The sequence below is a fragment of the Amycolatopsis sp. NPDC051903 genome, from assembly GCF_044452505.1.
In the GTDB taxonomy this organism is placed as follows: Bacteria; Actinomycetota; Actinomycetes; order Mycobacteriales; family Pseudonocardiaceae; genus Amycolatopsis.
The window spans coordinates 201886-217910 of the sequence record NZ_JBITBT010000013.1; the positions used below are offsets into that span (position 1 = coordinate 201886).

Below are 16025 nucleotides of genomic sequence, written 5' to 3' on the forward strand. Positions count from 1 at the left end.
CCTCCAGGATCGGGAACAGCGGGATCAGGCGACGGCGAGTTCCTCGGGCGGGCGCAGCCGGAAGATCGTCTTGCTGAGCATCGGCAGCGCGAAGACCGTGCCGACGATCGCCATCGTCCCGAACACCCAGGCGGGACCGGCGTTGTCGAAGATCGCCCCGACGCCGAAGATGCCCAGCGGCTGGGCGATCAGGGAGATGAACATGACCACGCCGATCACGCGGCCCTGCAGCCGGTCGGGCACCAGTGCGCCGATGTAGCTCATGAACAGCGCGCCGAACACGCCGGCGCGCAAGAAGATCAGCGCGACCAGGAAGCCGAGCGGGATCGCGTTCGGCACCACGATCAGCAGGACCGCGGCGACCGGGCCGACCCACGTGGCGTACATGATCACCACGACCGGGCGCAGCCGCTTCAGCAGGAAGTTGGACAGCAGCGCGCCGGTCAGGCCGCCGGCCCCGGCCACCGCCAGTGTCACGCCGATGGTGCTGTCGCCGGCGCCGCGTTGGTGCGCGGTGGCGATCAGGGCCAGGAACACGCCGGAGTGGTTGAAGGCCATGTTCGAGCCCATCACCCAGAAGATCATCCGGCCCAGGATCGGCTGGCGGATGATGAAGCGGAAACCGTCCAGCGGCCTGCTCTTCGCCACCGGCGCGGCAGCTTCTTCCGCGGCGGGCTCGGGTGCCATCGGGGCCTGCGTCGGCTTGCGGATGAAGAAGAACACCACCCACGACGCCAGGAACGCCACCGCCGCCGACAGGAACGGGAAACCGCGGCCGAGACCGTAGAACCAGCCGCCGATCGGCGGACCGACCACGGTCGCGCCGAAGAACCGGATCTGCGTCTGCGACGTCGCCTGCGTCAGCTGCGACGCGGGCACCAGTTGCTTGATCGCGGCCAGCCCGGCCGGCTGCTGCACACCGAGACAGGCCGAGGAGAGCACGGCCAGCCCCATCACCAGCGGCACCGACACGTGGCCGGTCGTGGCCAGCACGCCGAAGACGGCCAGCAGCACCATCCGCACCGCGCTGGTGACCATCAGGATGAGCTTGCGGTCGAACTTGTCGGCGATGCTGCCGCCCGGGATGGACAGCAGGCCCGCGGTGAGCAGCTGCACGGACCCGACCGCGCCGGCCCAGGTGGCCGAGCCGGTTTCGGCCAGGATCAGCAGCGGGTAGGCGATCTCCGCCGATTCCTTCGCCACGGAGGCGAGGAACTCCCCGATCCACAGCGCCTGGAAATCGCGGTTGCGGCGCAGCGGGAGTTCCCGTTTTTCCGGCGGCGCGCCGATCTGTGCTTCGGTCACGTTCGGTTCAGCGGACATCATCTGCCATTTCTGTGGGACGGGCTCGGGTCGGGTTCTCGTCGGCCGGCGGCAGCGCCGCGCGGAGGGTTTCGGCCAGTTCGGCGACGTGCGGGGGCGCGAGCATCGACCAGTGATCGCCCGGCACCGGCACGATCGAGACACCGTGCGGGTAGAGCCGCCGCGGCGGCGGTCCGCTGGGGGCGGCCGGCAGCAGCAGCACCGGGCAGGGCACCGGAAGCGGGCGGTAACGCAGCAGTGCGCTCAGGTTCCGCACCATGCGCCGGCGCAGCTCGGGAGCGGCGCGCAACGCGCTGCCCGCGGGCCCCAGCCCGCACAGCACTGCCAGCTGCAGCCGCACCGTGCCGGCCAGGTGGCCCGGGTCCCGGCCGACCGGCCACCCCGGCCGGTCCGGTGGCCGGCCGTCGAGGCAGACCAGGGTGTCCACGCGCTCCCCGGCCGCGGCGAGCTGCACCGCCATCTCGTGCGCGACCACGGCGCCGAACGACCAGCCGCCGACGGTGTACGGCCCGGCCGGCTGGACCCGCCGCAGCTGCGCGACGTGCACCGCCGCGATCCGCTCGATCCCGGCGACGCCGGGCGGCGCGTCGAGACCGTGCACCGGCCGGTGCCCGGCCAGCTGCTCCGTCAGGGCGCGGTAGGGCAACGCCGTCCCGGTCGAATCCGCGGCGAGGAACAACGGCCGCGCGACGGGTCCGGCCACGGCTTCCCCTCCGGCGAGCCCGGCCAGCCGCAGCAGCCCACCGAACGTCGGCGTCCGGCTGAAGTCCGCCACCGACACCGCCCGCCCGGTGCGGCTGACCGCCCCGCACAGGTCCAGCGCCAGCAGCGATTCCCCGCCCAGCGCGAAGAAGTCATCCCCCTCGTCCACCGACGCGACGCCGAGCGTCGCACACCACAGCCGAGCCAGCTCGGCTTCCGGCGCCTCGAGCACGACCGGAACGCTCGCCACCGGGGCCGTTCGGGCAAGACCGGGACCCGCCGCAGCAGGAGGATTCCCGTGCGACTCAACCCGAACGCCGGCAGCGTCGAGCCCGGCGCCCTGAACCTCGACCGGAACCGGCGTGCTCCCCACCGCGAGCTGGCGGGCAAGTTCAGGAACCGCCGCAGCGTAAGGACCTCCGCGCCGCCCAACCCCCACACCACCGTCGTCCAGAGCAGTCCCCGGCGCCGTGACCGGAACCGGCCGCACCGGCGCGACCCTCGCGGCGGGCGGAGGCACAAGTTCAGGATTCTCCGCTGTGTAAGGATGTCCGGGCAGTCCGACCCGCACGCTGCCGTCGTCGAGGGCGTCGATCGCGGCGTCGACGCCGTGTTCCCACAGGGCGCCGAGGGCGTGCAGCAGGGCGCGTTCGGCGTCGTCGTCGGTTCGGCCGAGAAGCGGTATCGCCGGGATCGATGGGCGCCACAACGGGTGCCGGCGCAGGGTCGCGATCATCGAGCTGCCCGGGCCGAGTTCCAGAACCGCGTCGCAAGAGCTGGCGAGGAGCGTGGCCGCGCCGTCGCCGAGGCGGACGGGCCGGCAGAGCTGGTCCAGCCAGTACTCCGGCTGCCGGATGTGGTCCGGGTCGGCCCAGTCGCCGGTCTCGTCGGCGATCAGGGGGATCCGGGGCGCGCGGGCCGGGATCGCGGCGAGCGCCGGCCGCAACCGCGCTGCCGCCGGGACCATCGAGGGCGAGTGGAACGCCCGCCGGTTCGCCAGCTCGCGCACGGCCAGGCCGGCCAGCGCGGGGCCGGCCAGCAGACTGTCCACAACGGACTCCGGACCGGACAGCACGGTGGCACCGGGTGCGGTGATCGCCATGACCACCTCGGGATGACCAGTCAGCCGCTCGGCGAGTTCGTCCGGTTCGGCGCGCACCGACACCATCCGGCCTGTTTCGGTCGCCGCCATCGCCCGGCCGCGCGCCAGCACGAGCCCGGCGGCTTCGGCCGGCGTCCACACCCCGGCGAGCACGGCGGCGGCGTACTCGCCGACGCTGTTGCCGAACAACGCCGCCGGCCGAAGTCCCCACTCCCGCAACTGCGCGCCGAGCGACACCCCGAGCGACACGAGGCCGAGCTGCTGGTGCACGGTGTCGGCGAACCACGGCTCGCCGGCCGTCCCGTCGCCCACCACCGGACCGAGTTCCGGCCCGCCCGCGCAGAGCACGGCGGCGCGAAACTCCTCGAACGCCGACCGGAACTCCGGCAGCAGGCGGTACGCGGCCCGCCCGGCGGGCCCGCGGAGCACCCCCTGGCCGGGAAGGAGAAACGCCACCTTCGCGGGTACGTCGGACACCGGCGCCTGCGCAGCGCCCAGCCGGGCCACGGCGGCGTCGACGTCGTCCGCGACGACCGCCGTGCGGTGGCGGAACATCCGGCGGGTGGCCAGAGTCCGCGCCACCGCGGGAAAGGCCGGTGGCTGCGCGGCGCCGCCCAGGTGCCCGGCCAGCTCCGCCCGCAAGCCGGCGAGCGCGTCCGGCGTCGCGGCGGACAGCGCCAGCAGCCGCGGCCGGTGCGACGGCGCGGGCACGGCCCGCCGCGGCGGTTCCTGCAGCACGACGTGGGCGTTCGTGCCGCCGACGCCGAACGCGCTCACCGCCGCGAGCCGCACCCCGCGAGCCGGCCACGGCCCGGCCTCGGTGACCACGTGGAACGGCGAGGAATCCAGGTCCAGCAACGGATTCGGCCGGCCGAAGTGGACGGTCGGCACGAGTTCACCGTGCTCCAGCATCAGCACCGTCTTGATCAGCCCGGCCACGCCGGCTGCCGCCCCGGTGTGCCCGAGGTTGCTCTTCACCGCCCCCAGCCCGCAGCTGCCGCGCTCAGCGGAGCTCGCCGCGAACACGTCGGTGAGCGCGGCCAGCTCGACCGGGTCGCCGAGCCGGGTCGCGGTGCCGTGGGCTTCGACGTAGCCGAGGTCGGCGGGGTCGATCCCGGCGACCTCGTAGGCCAGCCGGACCACCTCGCTCTGCCCGGCCACGGCGGGCGCGGTGTAACCGAGCTTGTCACCGCCGTCGTTGTTGACCGCCGAACCGGCGATGACGGCAGCGATCCGGTCCCCGTCGGCGAGGGCGTCGGACAGCCGTTTCAGCACGACCACACCGACCCCTTCGCCCGGCACCGTGCCCGCGGCCCGCTCGTCGAAGGGACGGCAGTGCCCGTCGGGCGAAAGGATCCCGCCCTCCTGGTACACGTAGCCGCACTCGCCGGGCGGGAACACCGCGACGCCACCGGCCAGCGCCGCGTCGCATTCGCCACCGGCCAGCGCCCGCACGGCGAAGTGGACGGCGGTGAGCGACGTCGAACAAGCCGTCTGCACGGTGACCGCCGGCCCGCGCAAGCCCAGCTTGTACGCGACGCGCGAGGTCAGGAAGTCCTTCTCCGCACCGATCACGCGCGCGAGCGGACCGGCGTGCTCACCACCGCGCGGGTTGAACCGCTCGGCACCGCCGTACACCCCGATCCGGCCGGCGTACCGGCTGGGATCCAGCCCGGCGTCGTCGATCGCGGCGGAGGCGCACTCGAGGAAAACCCGGTGCTGCGGATCGGTTCCCGCGGCTTCGGCGCGGCTGTACCCGAAAAACGACCAGTCGAAGCCCGCCGCACCGGGCAGCACCCCCTTGGCGGGCACGAAACCCGGCTGCCGGACCAGCGCGGGATCCGCGCCCACGGCTCGCAGCCCGTCGGCGGTGAACCGCGTAATGCCCTCACGGCCGGCCCGCAGCAGCGACCAGAACCGCCCGGCGTCCGGGGCGCCGGGGTAACGGCAGGCCAGGCCCACCACCGCCACGGCCATCACGCGGCGCTCGCTTTCCGGACCAGCAGCTGCAGCCCGGCCGCGGTCGGCGTGCGCAGGAAATCACGCAGCTGCACGCGGACGCCGAGCCGGTCGCGGATCAGGCGGATCAGCCGGACCGCGCCCATCGAGTTGCCGCCGATGGTGAAGAAGTCCGTGTCCGCGCTGATCTCCGCGGCGGCGCCGTCCAGCGTCTCGGTCAGCAAGGCGATCATCGCGGCCAGCCCCGGCTCGTCGGCCTCGGCCGGGGGCGCGCTCGCCGGCCCCGCTCCGGCGGACAGCGCTCGGCGATCCACCTTTCCGTTACCCGTCAACGGAATCCGCTCAAGAACCGACCACAGCGCGGGCACCATGTACGCCGGCAGCCGCTGCGCCAGCGCCGCTCGCAGCGCGGCGGTGTCGGCCGGCTGTCCCGCGGCCGGCACGATCCCGGCCACCAGGCGTTTCGTGGCGCTGTCGTCGCCGGCGACGACCACCACCGCGTCCTGCACACCCGGTTGCCCGGCCAGCACGTCGCTGATCGCGGACAGTTCGATCCGGTAGCCGCGCAGCTTCACCTGATCGTCTCCGCGGCCGAGGAACCGCAGCTGTCCCTGGCTGTCGAGGCGGACGAGGTCCCCCGTGCGGTAGAGCCGTTCCGGCACCTCCGGGGAGAACCGGCCGAACCGGCGTCCGGTCTCCGCCTCGTCGCCGAGGTACCCCAGCGCCAGGCCCTCGCCGCCGGTGTACAGCTCGCCGACGGCACCGGGCGGCACGAGCCGGCGGCGTTCGTCCAGCACGTAGACCCGGGTGCCGGGCAGCGGGGTGCCGATCGGCAGCGGACCGGCCACCTCGTCCGGTTCGCGAACGCTGCAGGTGGTGGTGAACGTGGTGTTCTCGGTCGGGCCGTAGCCGTTGGTGACGACCAGGCCGGGGTGGCGGCGCAGGAGGCGGGCCACGTGGTCGTGCGGCACGACGTCGCCGCCGGTGAGCAGCTGGCGCAGCGTGCCAAGGGTGTCACCGGCGAACTCCTCGACCAGCCGGAACAGCCCCGCGGTCAGCCAGGCCACGGTGACCTCTCGCTCGTGCAGGAACTCGCCGAGCTCGCGCGGCGCGGCGAACCCGGCCGGGTACACCTCCAGCGTCGCGCCCGTGAGCAGTGCGCCCCACAGCTCCAAAGTGGACGCGTCGAAGGCCAGCGGGGAAAGCCGCAGCATCCGTTCCCCGGGACCGAGGCGGACGTAGCCCACCTTGTGCACCAGCCGGAGCACCGCCCGCTGGGGCACCACGACGCCCTTCGGGACCCCCGTCGACCCGGAGGTGAACGCCACGTACGCCGGACGATCGGGATCCTCGCCGGGGAAGACCGGCTCACCGGCCGGCGCGGGCCAGTCCGCCCGCCACGCCTCGACGACGGGGATGCCGCGCACCCGGTCCGCCGACCGGGGTTCCACCAGCGCGGCGGCCGGTGCGGCCGAGGCCAGGATCCGGTCGGTGTGCGCGGCCGGCTGATCCAGCTCGACGCCGACGTACGCCGCGCCCACCGACACGGTGCCCAGCACCGCGACGACCTCGGCGATCGACCGGTCCAGGGCGACCAGCACCCGGTCGCCGGGCCCGACGCCGGCCGCCCGCAACAGCTCCGCCTGCCGCCGCACCGCGCGCGCCAGCTCGGCGTAGCTCAGCTCCGTGTCCCCCGCGCGCACCGCCGGCGCGGCCGGCCGTTCCCCGGCGATCTTGCGGAACAGCGCGTCGAGCGTCACGCGCGGGAACTCGCGACGGGTCTCGTTGAGCGCTGTGAGCAAGGCGCGTCGTTCCGGCGCCAGGCACCGGACCTCCTCCAGCGCCGGGTCCCCTTCGGCGGCCAGCTGCCCCACGGCTTCGCGGAAATCGGCCGCGAACGCCGAGGCCTCCGCCTCGCTCCAGACCGCGGTGGCGTACTCCACGTGCCCGGCCAGCGCGGGCTCGGACCGGCCGATCAGCAGCGTCAGGTCGAACTGCGCGCCACCGCCGTGCAGCTCGTCCACGCGCAGTTCGACGTCCGGAGTGGACAGGCGCGGCGGGACGAGCTGGTCGTGCATGCCGAAACACACCTGGACCAGCGGATGCGCCCCGAGCGTCCGCTCGACGCCCAGCGCCGCCACGATCTCCTCGAACGGCAGGTCGCCCGCTTCCATGCTGCGGGCCAGCGACTCCTGCACCGAGCGCACGTACTCGGCGGCCGGCCGATCGTCGTCGACGTCCACCCGCACCGGCACCAGGTTCCCCGTGACCGCAACGAGTTCCGCGAGTTCCGACGTCCCGCGCCCGGTGAGCGGGACCCCGATCAGCAGCCGCCGGGCCCCGGTCCAGCGGCTCAGCGTCAGCCCGAACGCGGCCAGCAGGACCGCGAACCGGGTCACCCCGAGCGTGTTCGCCCGCGTCGCGACCGCGTCGCTCACCGCCGGGCCGAGGTCGAGCGGCAGCCGCGCGCCGGACGCGTCCTGTTCCGCCGGGCGCTGCCGGTCCGCGGGCAGCTCCAGCACCGACGGCACGCCGTCGAGCTGAGTCCGCCAGAAGGCCAGCTGCCGGTCGCGGTCGCCGCGGGTGGCTTCCTGGTGCTCGGCCAGCACCCGCACGCCGATTCCCGCCTCGGGCAACGGATCGGCGGCACCGCGCACCAGCGCGTCGTACCGGGTGAAGATCTCCTTCAGCAGCAGGCCGACGGACCAGCCGTCGAGCACCATGTGGTGCGCCTGCACGACCAGCGCGGCGCGCCCGGTGCCGGTGAGGAACGCGAACCGGACGCCCGGCGCGGCGGTCAGGTCGAACGGCTTCCGTCCGGTCTCGGTCGCGATCCGCCGGACGAACCCGTCGAACTCGCCGGCCGCACCGTCGTCGACGTAGCGGGTGAAGGGCGCCGCGAAGGGCGTGACGACTTTCCGCACCACGTCGCCGTCCTCCTCGCGGAAGACGGTGCGCAGGTTCTCGTGGCGGTCGACGGTGGCCTGCACCGCTGTGGCCAGGTGGTCCTCGGCGAGCTCGCCGCGCTCGGTCACGCACGCGAACACCAGGTTGTACGGCGAACCTCCGGTGAACCGCTCGATCAGCCACATCCCGCGCTGGGTGGCGGAAATCGCCGCCCGCTCGGGTGCGGCCGGCACCGGGGCCGGCGCGTCCGCGGCGGGTAGGTCGGCGAGGATCTCGTCCAGTGGTGCGCCGGACAGCAGCCGGGCCACCGGGATCCGCACCCCCAGCCGTTCCCGGGCCAGCGCGACGAACCGCATCGCCCGCAGCGAATCTCCGCCGAGCTCGATGAAGCTGTGGGTGGCAAATCTGCGGGCGTCGGCCTCGCCGCCCAAAGCGGCCGCCGCGCACTCGTGCAGGGTCATCGACAGGTTCTCCCCGGAAGATCGTCGAGCGGGCTCAGGAATCGTGGTCGGCGGAGTTCGCGCGCAACGCGCCGAGCAAGCGCTCCCGGCTGCCCGGCGTCGCTCCGGCCGGCGCCTGTCCGGCCGGGGCGGCGATCAGCTCGGCCTGTCCGCGCACGGTGCCGGCGCGGAACAGATCGGTGGTGCGCAACGGGCGTCCCGACACCTGGCTCAGCTTCTCCACCAGGATGACCAGCCGCAACGAGTCACCACCCGCGTCGAAGAAGCTCACGTCGTCGCCGACGTCGCCGGTGTCGAGCACCTCGCACCAGACCGACCGCACCAGTGCGCGGCGGGCGGCCGGATCGGCCGGGTCGAAGACGGGGTTGGGTTCTTCGGCGAGCACGGTTTCCTCCACGGATCGGGCGAGCGCGGCGGCGCTGGCGCGCAACGCGGTGAGCAGGCCGGCCACGGTGGCCGGCCGGAACAGCGGGGCCGGGTGGTCCAGGAGCAGCTCGAGCCTGGCGTCGTCACACAGCCGGACGAACAGGGCCAGGTCGAACTTGCTGTACTGCGGTTCGAGCGGCCGGTACCGCACGGTGAGCCCGGACGCGAAGAGCGGCACCTCCGGCACTTCGGCGAGGTTCACCAGCACGGAGGTGAGCGGAGTGCGGGCGACGTCGCGCCCGGGAGCCAGCTCGGCGGCGACGTCGGGCAGCGGCGCGTCGGCGTCCACGAACGCCGCGGTGCTCGCCGCGCGGCTCTGCCGCAGCAGCTCGCGCCAGGTCGTCCTCTCGTCGACGGTCATCCGCAGCACCAGCGTGCTGCCGAACATGCCGACGACACCGGCCGCTTCGGGGTCGTCGCGCCCCGGCCAGACCACGGCGAACAGGAAGTCCCGCTGCTCGGTGGTCCGGGCCAGTGTCGCGGCGAGCAGCGCCACGCCGGCCATGAACACGGTGGCGCCCTCAGCCGTCGCCGCGGCCAGCACCCGCTCGGTCACGTCGGCCGGGAGCACCGTCTCGGCGGAAGAACCGACCAGCGACAGGTCCGGGTCCTCCGGCGGGTGGTCGTAGGGCAGCGCGATGTCCGTCGGCGCGCCCCGCAACCGCTGCACCACGGCGGCGACCTGCTCGGCCACGTCTTCCGCAGGCGCCGGACGGAGGACCTCCGCCGGGTGCGGCGCCGGCGGCAACCCGGGTTCCGCGCCGGCGCACCACGCGCGGTAGACGGTCGCGATTTCGTCCACCACCAGCCGCCGCGACCAGCCGTCGAAGGCGATGTGGTGCACGGTGAGCACGAGCAACGTGCATTCACCGTCCACTTTGAGCACTTCAGCGCGCGCGGGTGGTTCGGCCGCCAGGTCGAACGGTGAGTAGCAAAGGGCTTCGACCATTCGGCCCAGTTCTTTCCGCGGCCACCCGTCCCGCTCGAAGTCGATTAATCCGACTTCCGGAGCGGTCCCTTCGGCGCAATATTCGACCCGGCGCAGAGCGTGATTCAGCCGAAAACGCGAGCGCAACGACGGATGCCGCCCGAAAACGTGCTCCACCGCCGCGCGCAGCACCTCGTGCCGCACCGCGCCGGCGAATTCGAGAACCGTCGGCAGCAGGTACGACGGGCGCAGCCGGTCGATCTGTTCCAGCACCCAGATACCCTGCTGAGCAGCGGTAACCGGCGTCCAGGAGGCATCCTCGCGCACGACAGGCACCCTCGTTCCCCGCACCTTCCTCAGGCGCAGCACGGCAAAATCGGACAAAACGAAATAGAAATACAGGTCGTCCCACACCGCACGCGGAAGCCGCGGGCATTTACCCGCCTTCGCGTCGAGTGATCAACCTCTTCCCCAGTGGCCGGAAAAACGTGCCGACCGACAGCGCCGATGTTAAGAACCAGCCGGAAGCGCTGTCAAGCGATCGCATCCCCGCCGAAGGTCGCATTGACATGATCTTGAATGCGCTGCTTCAATACGACACCGCGGGAACCGATGCCGCGCACCAAGGGCGATGCGCGCACCGGCACATGGGGGACCACGAAATCGAGCATTAGTCCACTGGGGTGGAACTTTTTTGGCGTGCGCGCCCACCTGCATTCCGATACCCGCGGCCGCCGGCTGTCCTGGCCGGCGGCCGGCGCGGTGTGCCATTTTTTCCGAAGGTGCAGGACGGGGCGCGAATGCGAGAACAGGAGACGTCGAGCATGACCCTCAGCGAGGCCAGACCCACCGGATGTCCGGTGCACGCCGCCTCCGACGATCTTGTCGATCCGCACTTCTACACCGGCGGCGACGCCCGCCGCGTCTGGCAGGAACTGCGCGCCCTCGACCGGCTGAGCTGGCACCAGGTCGACGAGCACCGCGGATTCTGGTCGGTCGTCAAGTACCACGACGCCGACCGGGTCCTGCGCGACTACGCCACTTTCACCTCGGAGCGGGGCACGCTGCTGGAGCTGCTCGGCACCGACGATCCGGCGGGCGGCCAGCAGCTGGCCGTCACCGACCCGCCGCGGCACACCAGCCGGCAGGCGCAGCTCAAGAAGGCGCTGGCCCGCAAATCCGTCGACCGGCAGCGCGACATGATCCGCCCGCTCGTGATCGACCTGCTCGCACCGCTGGCCGACCGCGGCGTTTTCGACTTCGGCCGGGCCATGCTGGCCATGCCGATGTCGGTCACCGGGACGATGATGGGCCTGCCGCCGGCGGATTGGCCGGCGCTGACCCGGCTGACGACCCAGTGCATCGCCGCGGACGACCCGGATTTCCAGGAACCGGGCGGGAAAACGGCCACGCTCGAAACCGCGCACCGGGAACTGTTCGCCTACTTCCAGGATCTGGTCCGCTTCCGCGGCGACCACCTGGGCGACGACCTGCTCAGCGTGCTGATCTCGACGCGGTTCGAGGGCCGCCGGATGTCGCCGGGCGAAGTCGTCGCGAACTGCTACAGCCTGCTGCTCGGCGCGAACGTCACGACGCCGCACGCACCGACGTTCGCCCTCGCCGAGCTGCCCGGCACCGGCGTGCTGGAGGACTGGGCGGCCCACCCTGAGCTCACCACGTCCGGGATGGAGGAGGCGCTGCGCTGGGCCTCCCCAGTGAACCACGTGCTGCGCTACGCGACGAAGGACACCGTTCTGCGGAACACGCCGATCGAGGCGGGGCAGGCGGTGGTCGTCTGGCTGGGCTCGGCGAACCGCGACGAGGACGTCTTCGCCGAGCCGCACACCTTCGACATCCGCCGCCGGCCGAACAAGCACCTCGCGTTCGGCATCGGCCCGCACTACTGCGTCGGGCACAGCGTCGCCCGCGTCAGCCTGAAGATCCTGTTCCACGAGCTCTTCGCCCGGTATGAAGGATTCGAGTCCGCGAGTGCTCCCGAGCGGCTGATCTCCAACTTCGCCTCGGGGTACAAGAGCGTGCCCATCACCGCCCGACCACGAAAGGGAAAGACTGCATGAAGCTCCGCACGATCGGCACGGACCCGGCGACCCGCCGCGAGGTGAGCGCGCTCTGCCTCGGCGCGATGACCTTCGGCACCGCGGTGGACGAGGAGACGTCGTTCGCGATCCTGGACCGGTTCGTCGCCGCCGGAGGCACCTTCATCGACACCTCGAACAACTACGCGTGGTGGGCCGAAGGGACCCAGGGCGGGGAGAGCGAGGCGCTGCTCGGCCGGTGGCTCAAGAGCCGCGGCGTCGGCGACGAGGTCGTCATCGCGACGAAGCTCGGCGCCCGCCCGCGGGTGCCCGGCGGCGGCTTCGCCGACCCGGAAGGCTTGTCCGCCAAGGTGATCCGCGAATCGGCCGACCGCAGCCGGGAAACGCTCGGGGTCGACAAGCTCGGCCTGCTCTACGCGCACATCGAAGACGCGAACACGCCGCTGCAGGAGACCGTCGAGGCCTTCGGTGAACTGGTCGCCGACGGCACCGTCGGCCTGCTCGGTGCGAGCAACCACTGGATGTGGCGCGTGGAGCGGGCCCGCAACCTCGCCGCGGCGGCCGGTGTGCCCGGCTACGACGTGCTCCAGTACCACCACAGCTACCTGCGGCCGCGCACCGACGTTCCCAGCCGCCGCGCCAAGGACGGCAACCAGGGCGTGGCCACCGGCGAGGTGCTGAGCTACCTGCGCGAGCAGGAGGGCACGGCGCTGGTCGCCTACTCCGCGCTGCTGGGCGGTGCCTACGTGCGCGACGACCGTCCGGTCGACGCCGATTTCGTGCACCCGGGTACCGACGCCAGGCTCGCGGCGCTGCGCGAGGTGGCGAAGGAAACCGGGGCGAGCGCGAACCAGGTCGTGCTGAGCTGGATGATCGGCCACGAGCTGCCGATGTTCCCGCTGATCGGTGCTTCCTCGGTGGCCCAGCTGGAAGACAGCCTCGCCGGGGTGGAGCTGGAACTGTCGGCGGACCAGCGGGCCCGGCTGGACGCCGCGCAGTGACCACGGTTTCCGGTGCCGTGGGCGCGAACGCGTGGCTGCGCGTTTTCGCCCCGGTTCCGCAAGCCCGCGCCCGCCTGCTGTGCTTCCCGCACGCCGGCGGCGCCGCGGGCCTGTACCGGCCGCTCGCGGCGGCGCTGGCACCGGAAATCGAGCTCGTCGCGGTGCAGTACCCCGGCCGGCAGGACCGGTTCGCCGAGCCGTGCGAGGACTCGGTGGCCGGGCTGGCCGGCGGTGTGCTGGCTTCGCTCGGCGCGTTCGCCGATCGCCCGCTGGCGCTGTTCGGGCACAGCCTCGGCGCGACCGTCGCGTTCGAAACGGCTTGTGCGCTCGAGAAATCCGGCCGCGTGGAGCCGACGCGCCTGTTCGTGTCGGCCCGGTCCGCGCCGCACCACGCTCGCGCCGTCGACGTCCGGCTGGACGACGACGCGGACCTGATCGGCTACGTCCGCCGGCTCGGCAGCGCGAACGGGGCCTCGCTGGAACTGAGCGAGGAGCTGTGGCCGATGGTCCTGCCCGCGCTGCGGGCGGATCTGCGGATCGTCAACACCTACCGCTTCGCCGGCGGTGCTCGCCTGCGCTGCCCGATCAGCGCGCTGGCGGGCGACGCGGACCCGGAGTACCCGCTCGCCCAGATCCGCGACTGGGCGGCGTACACCTCCGGCGGATTCGACCTGGAAGTGCTCTCCGGCGGGCACTTCTACCTGGAGCAGCACACCACCCGCGTGGCCGGGCTCGTCGCGGGGCGGCTCGGACCGAGCTGACCGATCGAACTGGGGGATCCGTGAAACGTCTTTTCACCACCTTGCTCACCGTGGGCGCGCTGGCGGCGGCCACCACCGTCCCGGCGGCCGCCGCGCCGCCCGACATCGTCACCCGGCTGCACCACCTGCCGGGCGTGACCTACCGGTCCGAGGACCCGCACCCGCCGGCCGGGTTCCGCGAGTTCCACCTGTCGTTCCGCCAGGCGGTGGATCACCGCGACCCGCGTTCGGGCACCTTCGAGCAGCAGCTCACCCTGCTGCACCGCGACACGGCGGCGCCGATGGTGGTTTACACCAATGGGCACTGGATCGACAGCACGATCGCCGAGCCCACCACGCTGCTCGGCGCCGACCAGCTCGACATCGAGCACCGCTTCTTCGGCGATTCCGTGCCCCAGCCCGAAATTTGGGCGAACCTGACGGTGTGGCAGTCGGCCGCCGACGAGCACGAGGTCGTCAACGTCCTGAAACACCTCTACCGCGGGCACTGGCTTTCGGCGGGAACCGGTGAAGGCGGCGAGGGCGCGATCTTCCACCGCATGTACTTCCCCGGCGACTTCGACGGCACGTTCGCCGACAACTCGCCCGACGACGTCACCGACCACGGCGATTCCTACCAGCACTTCCTCAACGACCAGGTCGCCACCCCCGAATGCCGCGCGGCGCTGCAGGCCGTGCAGATCGAGGCGCTGAAACGCCGTCCCGCGCTGGAGGCTCGGATGGCCGCGGCCGCCGACGCGGCGGGCGTCACCTTCACCAAGGACATCGGCTCGCTGGACAAGGCGTACGAGTTCAACGTCCTCGACACCCCGTTCGCGTTCTGGCAGTTCGCTTCCACCAGCCCGTACAACTGCGCGAACATCCCGCCGGCCACCGCGTCGGACGACGACATCTACCGCTTCGTCGACGTCGTCAGCGGCGGCAGCATCCCCGGCGGCATGCTCGCCGAGGCCGACCAGAACCTCGACCCGAGCGTGCCGTTCCTCTACGAGGCGGGCACCGAACTGGGTTATCCGGTGGAGCCCCAGGCCCACCTCGCCGGCCTGCTGCACTACCCGAACCAGGAAGCGGCCCGCGAATACGTGCCCCGCACCATCCCGATGCACTACGACCCGCAGGTGATGCGCTCCGCCGCGCAGTGGGTCGCCACCCGGGGCAGCCGGCTGATCTTCCTCTACGGCAGCCTGAACCCGTGGAGCGCCAACCCGTTCCGCCTCGGCCCCGGCAGCCGGGACTCCTCCGTCCACGTCCAGCAGGGCGGCGACTACAGCGCCAGCATCGCCGCCCTCCCCGCCGCGGAACGCGACGGGATCGTCAGCACCCTGCACCGCTGGGCGCGCCGCTGACCGGGCTTTCGGGGTCAGAGGACGAGGTCGGCCAGCCGGTCGACCTCGTCCGGGTCCGCGACGGTCGGGGTGAACGTCAGCTCGTTCAGGCCCGCGGACTCGAAGTCGCGGAGGATGGCCTTGGTGGCATCCGCGGTGCGGACCGCACCGTCGGCGATGGTGTCGGCGTGGGAGCCCGCGTAGGCGTAGTAGGAGCGCAGGTAGGCGTCGCCGCGGTCGGCCGCAGTGGTCGAGAAGTACGCCAGACCCAGCAGCCGCGGCTCGCCCACGCGGCCGCCGGCCGTCCACGCCTCGCGGATCTCCTTGACGGTCGGCTCCGCCCGCCGCGGTCCGCCGCCCGCGCCCGTCCAGCCGGCGGCGTGCTCGACCGTCCGGCGCACCGCGCGCTTGCTGTGCCCGCCGATCAGCAGCGGGATCTCCGCCGTCGCCGGCACCACGGCCCGCTTCTCCCCGGAGAAGTCCCCGTCGGCCACGGGTTCACCGCGCCACGCGAGCTTCAGGTACAGCAGCTGCCGGTCGAACGCCGCGCCGCGCCCCCCGAAATCCCGCTCCGCCGGCACGTAGTCCGACTCGCGCGCACCCACACCCAGCCCCAACGTCAGGCGCCCCTCCGACAGCGACGCCACCGTGCCCGCCACCTTCGCCAGCACCGCGTCCGGGTACGTCGGCCCCAGCACGGCGTTCGTCACCAACCCGAGCTCCGACGTCGCCCCCGCCACGCCCGCCAACGCCGTCAACGAGTCCAGCGACGGGTACGCCACCCGCCCGATCGTCGACACGAACGCGAACCCCCGCGCCTCCGCCCGCCTGGCCCACTCGAGCACCAGCGCTCCACTCGTGCCGGGCACCGTGTTGGGAATTCCGATACCGATCCGCATGGTGCCCAGTCTGCCGTTGTGGGTGGGTGGTTGCAGGCTCACCACAGAGGCCTGGCCGCCAAGGCGACGGACCCCCACTTACCCAACCGCCACCCGACAACGCAACAACACCCGCACCCAGCCCCCCGCCCGGCACCTCGATCCGAAGCCCCCACGCGGTCTGGATCACCTTGT

General features: G+C 72.6%; 10 protein-coding genes. 5 read left to right on the plus strand and 5 right to left on the minus strand.

Annotated elements, in window-relative coordinates:
• Positions 1-24: 24 nt before the first annotated feature.
• Genes ACIA77_RS26580 through ACIA77_RS26595 form a run of 4 tightly spaced genes read right to left on the minus strand, consistent with a single transcriptional unit; the run spans position 25 to position 10177 of the window.
• The gene (locus tag ACIA77_RS26580) at positions 25-1326 is read right to left on the minus strand and encodes an MFS transporter (RefSeq protein ID WP_395888684.1); all 1302 of its coding nucleotides are present in this window, start codon (positions 1324-1326) and stop codon (positions 25-27) included.
• A complete protein-coding gene (locus ACIA77_RS26585; protein ID WP_395888697.1) occupies positions 1313-5104 on the minus strand; it encodes a type I polyketide synthase in 3792 nt (1263 codons plus the stop codon). Before ACIA77_RS26585 ends, ACIA77_RS26580 begins: the two co-directional genes overlap by 14 nt.
• Positions 5104-8454 carry an amino acid adenylation domain-containing protein gene (locus tag ACIA77_RS26590; RefSeq protein ID WP_395888685.1) on the minus strand — a complete coding sequence of 1117 codons (3351 nt, stop codon included), beginning with the start codon at positions 8452-8454 and terminating at the stop codon, positions 5104-5106. Before ACIA77_RS26590 ends, ACIA77_RS26585 begins: the two co-directional genes overlap by 1 nt.
• Before the next feature lie 34 nt (positions 8455-8488).
• Positions 8489-10177 carry a condensation domain-containing protein gene (locus ACIA77_RS26595; protein ID WP_395888686.1) on the minus strand — a complete coding sequence of 563 codons (1689 nt, stop codon included), beginning with the start codon at positions 10175-10177 and terminating at the stop codon, positions 8489-8491.
• An 86-nt stretch (positions 10178-10263) separates the two neighbouring features.
• On the opposite strand from ACIA77_RS26595, the gene ACIA77_RS26600 reads away from it, so the two are divergent.
• The 5 genes from ACIA77_RS26600 to ACIA77_RS26620 all read left to right on the plus strand — a co-directional run bounded on the left by ACIA77_RS26600 (position 10264) and on the right by ACIA77_RS26620 (position 14973).
• Entirely contained in the window at positions 10264-10482 is a 219-nt protein-coding gene (locus ACIA77_RS26600; RefSeq protein ID WP_395888687.1) for a hypothetical protein, read from the plus strand.
• A gap of 150 nt (positions 10483-10632) precedes the next feature.
• Positions 10633-11886 (plus strand): cytochrome P450, encoded by a 1254-nt coding sequence (locus ACIA77_RS26605; RefSeq protein ID WP_395888688.1) that lies wholly within the window; start codon positions 10633-10635, stop codon positions 11884-11886.
• Positions 11883-12866: an aldo/keto reductase gene (locus tag ACIA77_RS26610; RefSeq protein WP_395888689.1), complete on the plus strand. Its 984-nt coding sequence runs from the start codon at positions 11883-11885 to the stop codon at positions 12864-12866. Before ACIA77_RS26605 ends, ACIA77_RS26610 begins: the two co-directional genes overlap by 4 nt.
• Positions 12863-13627: a thioesterase II family protein gene (locus ACIA77_RS26615; RefSeq protein WP_395888690.1), complete on the plus strand. Its 765-nt coding sequence runs from the start codon at positions 12863-12865 to the stop codon at positions 13625-13627. Before ACIA77_RS26610 ends, ACIA77_RS26615 begins: the two co-directional genes overlap by 4 nt.
• Before the next feature lie 20 nt (positions 13628-13647).
• Positions 13648-14973 carry a S28 family serine protease gene (locus ACIA77_RS26620; protein ID WP_395888691.1) on the plus strand — a complete coding sequence of 442 codons (1326 nt, stop codon included), beginning with the start codon at positions 13648-13650 and terminating at the stop codon, positions 14971-14973.
• Positions 14974-14987: 14 nt separating this feature from the next.
• Here ACIA77_RS26620 and ACIA77_RS26625 read toward each other — a convergent pair whose 3' ends face one another.
• Positions 14988-15851 carry an LLM class flavin-dependent oxidoreductase gene (locus tag ACIA77_RS26625; protein ID WP_395888692.1) on the minus strand — a complete coding sequence of 288 codons (864 nt, stop codon included), beginning with the start codon at positions 15849-15851 and terminating at the stop codon, positions 14988-14990.
• Positions 15852-16025: the final 174 nt, after the last annotated feature.

Excerpts from the sequence above, each read along its gene's own strand:
- ACIA77_RS26580 (WP_395888684.1), bottom strand. The coding sequence starts at position 1,326 with ATGATGTCCGCTGAACCGAACGTGACCGAAGCACAGATCGGCGCGCCG.
- ACIA77_RS26585 (WP_395888697.1), bottom strand. The coding sequence starts at position 5,104 with ATGGCCGTGGCGGTGGTGGGCCTGGCCTGCCGTTACCCCGGCGCCCCG.
- ACIA77_RS26590 (WP_395888685.1), bottom strand. The coding sequence starts at position 8,454 with ATGACCCTGCACGAGTGCGCGGCGGCCGCTTTGGGCGGCGAGGCCGAC.
- ACIA77_RS26605 (WP_395888688.1), top strand. The coding sequence starts at position 10,633 with ATGACCCTCAGCGAGGCCAGACCCACCGGATGTCCGGTGCACGCCGCC.
- ACIA77_RS26610 (WP_395888689.1), top strand. The coding sequence starts at position 11,883 with ATGAAGCTCCGCACGATCGGCACGGACCCGGCGACCCGCCGCGAGGTG.
- ACIA77_RS26625 (WP_395888692.1), bottom strand. The coding sequence starts at position 15,851 with ATGCGGATCGGTATCGGAATTCCCAACACGGTGCCCGGCACGAGTGGA.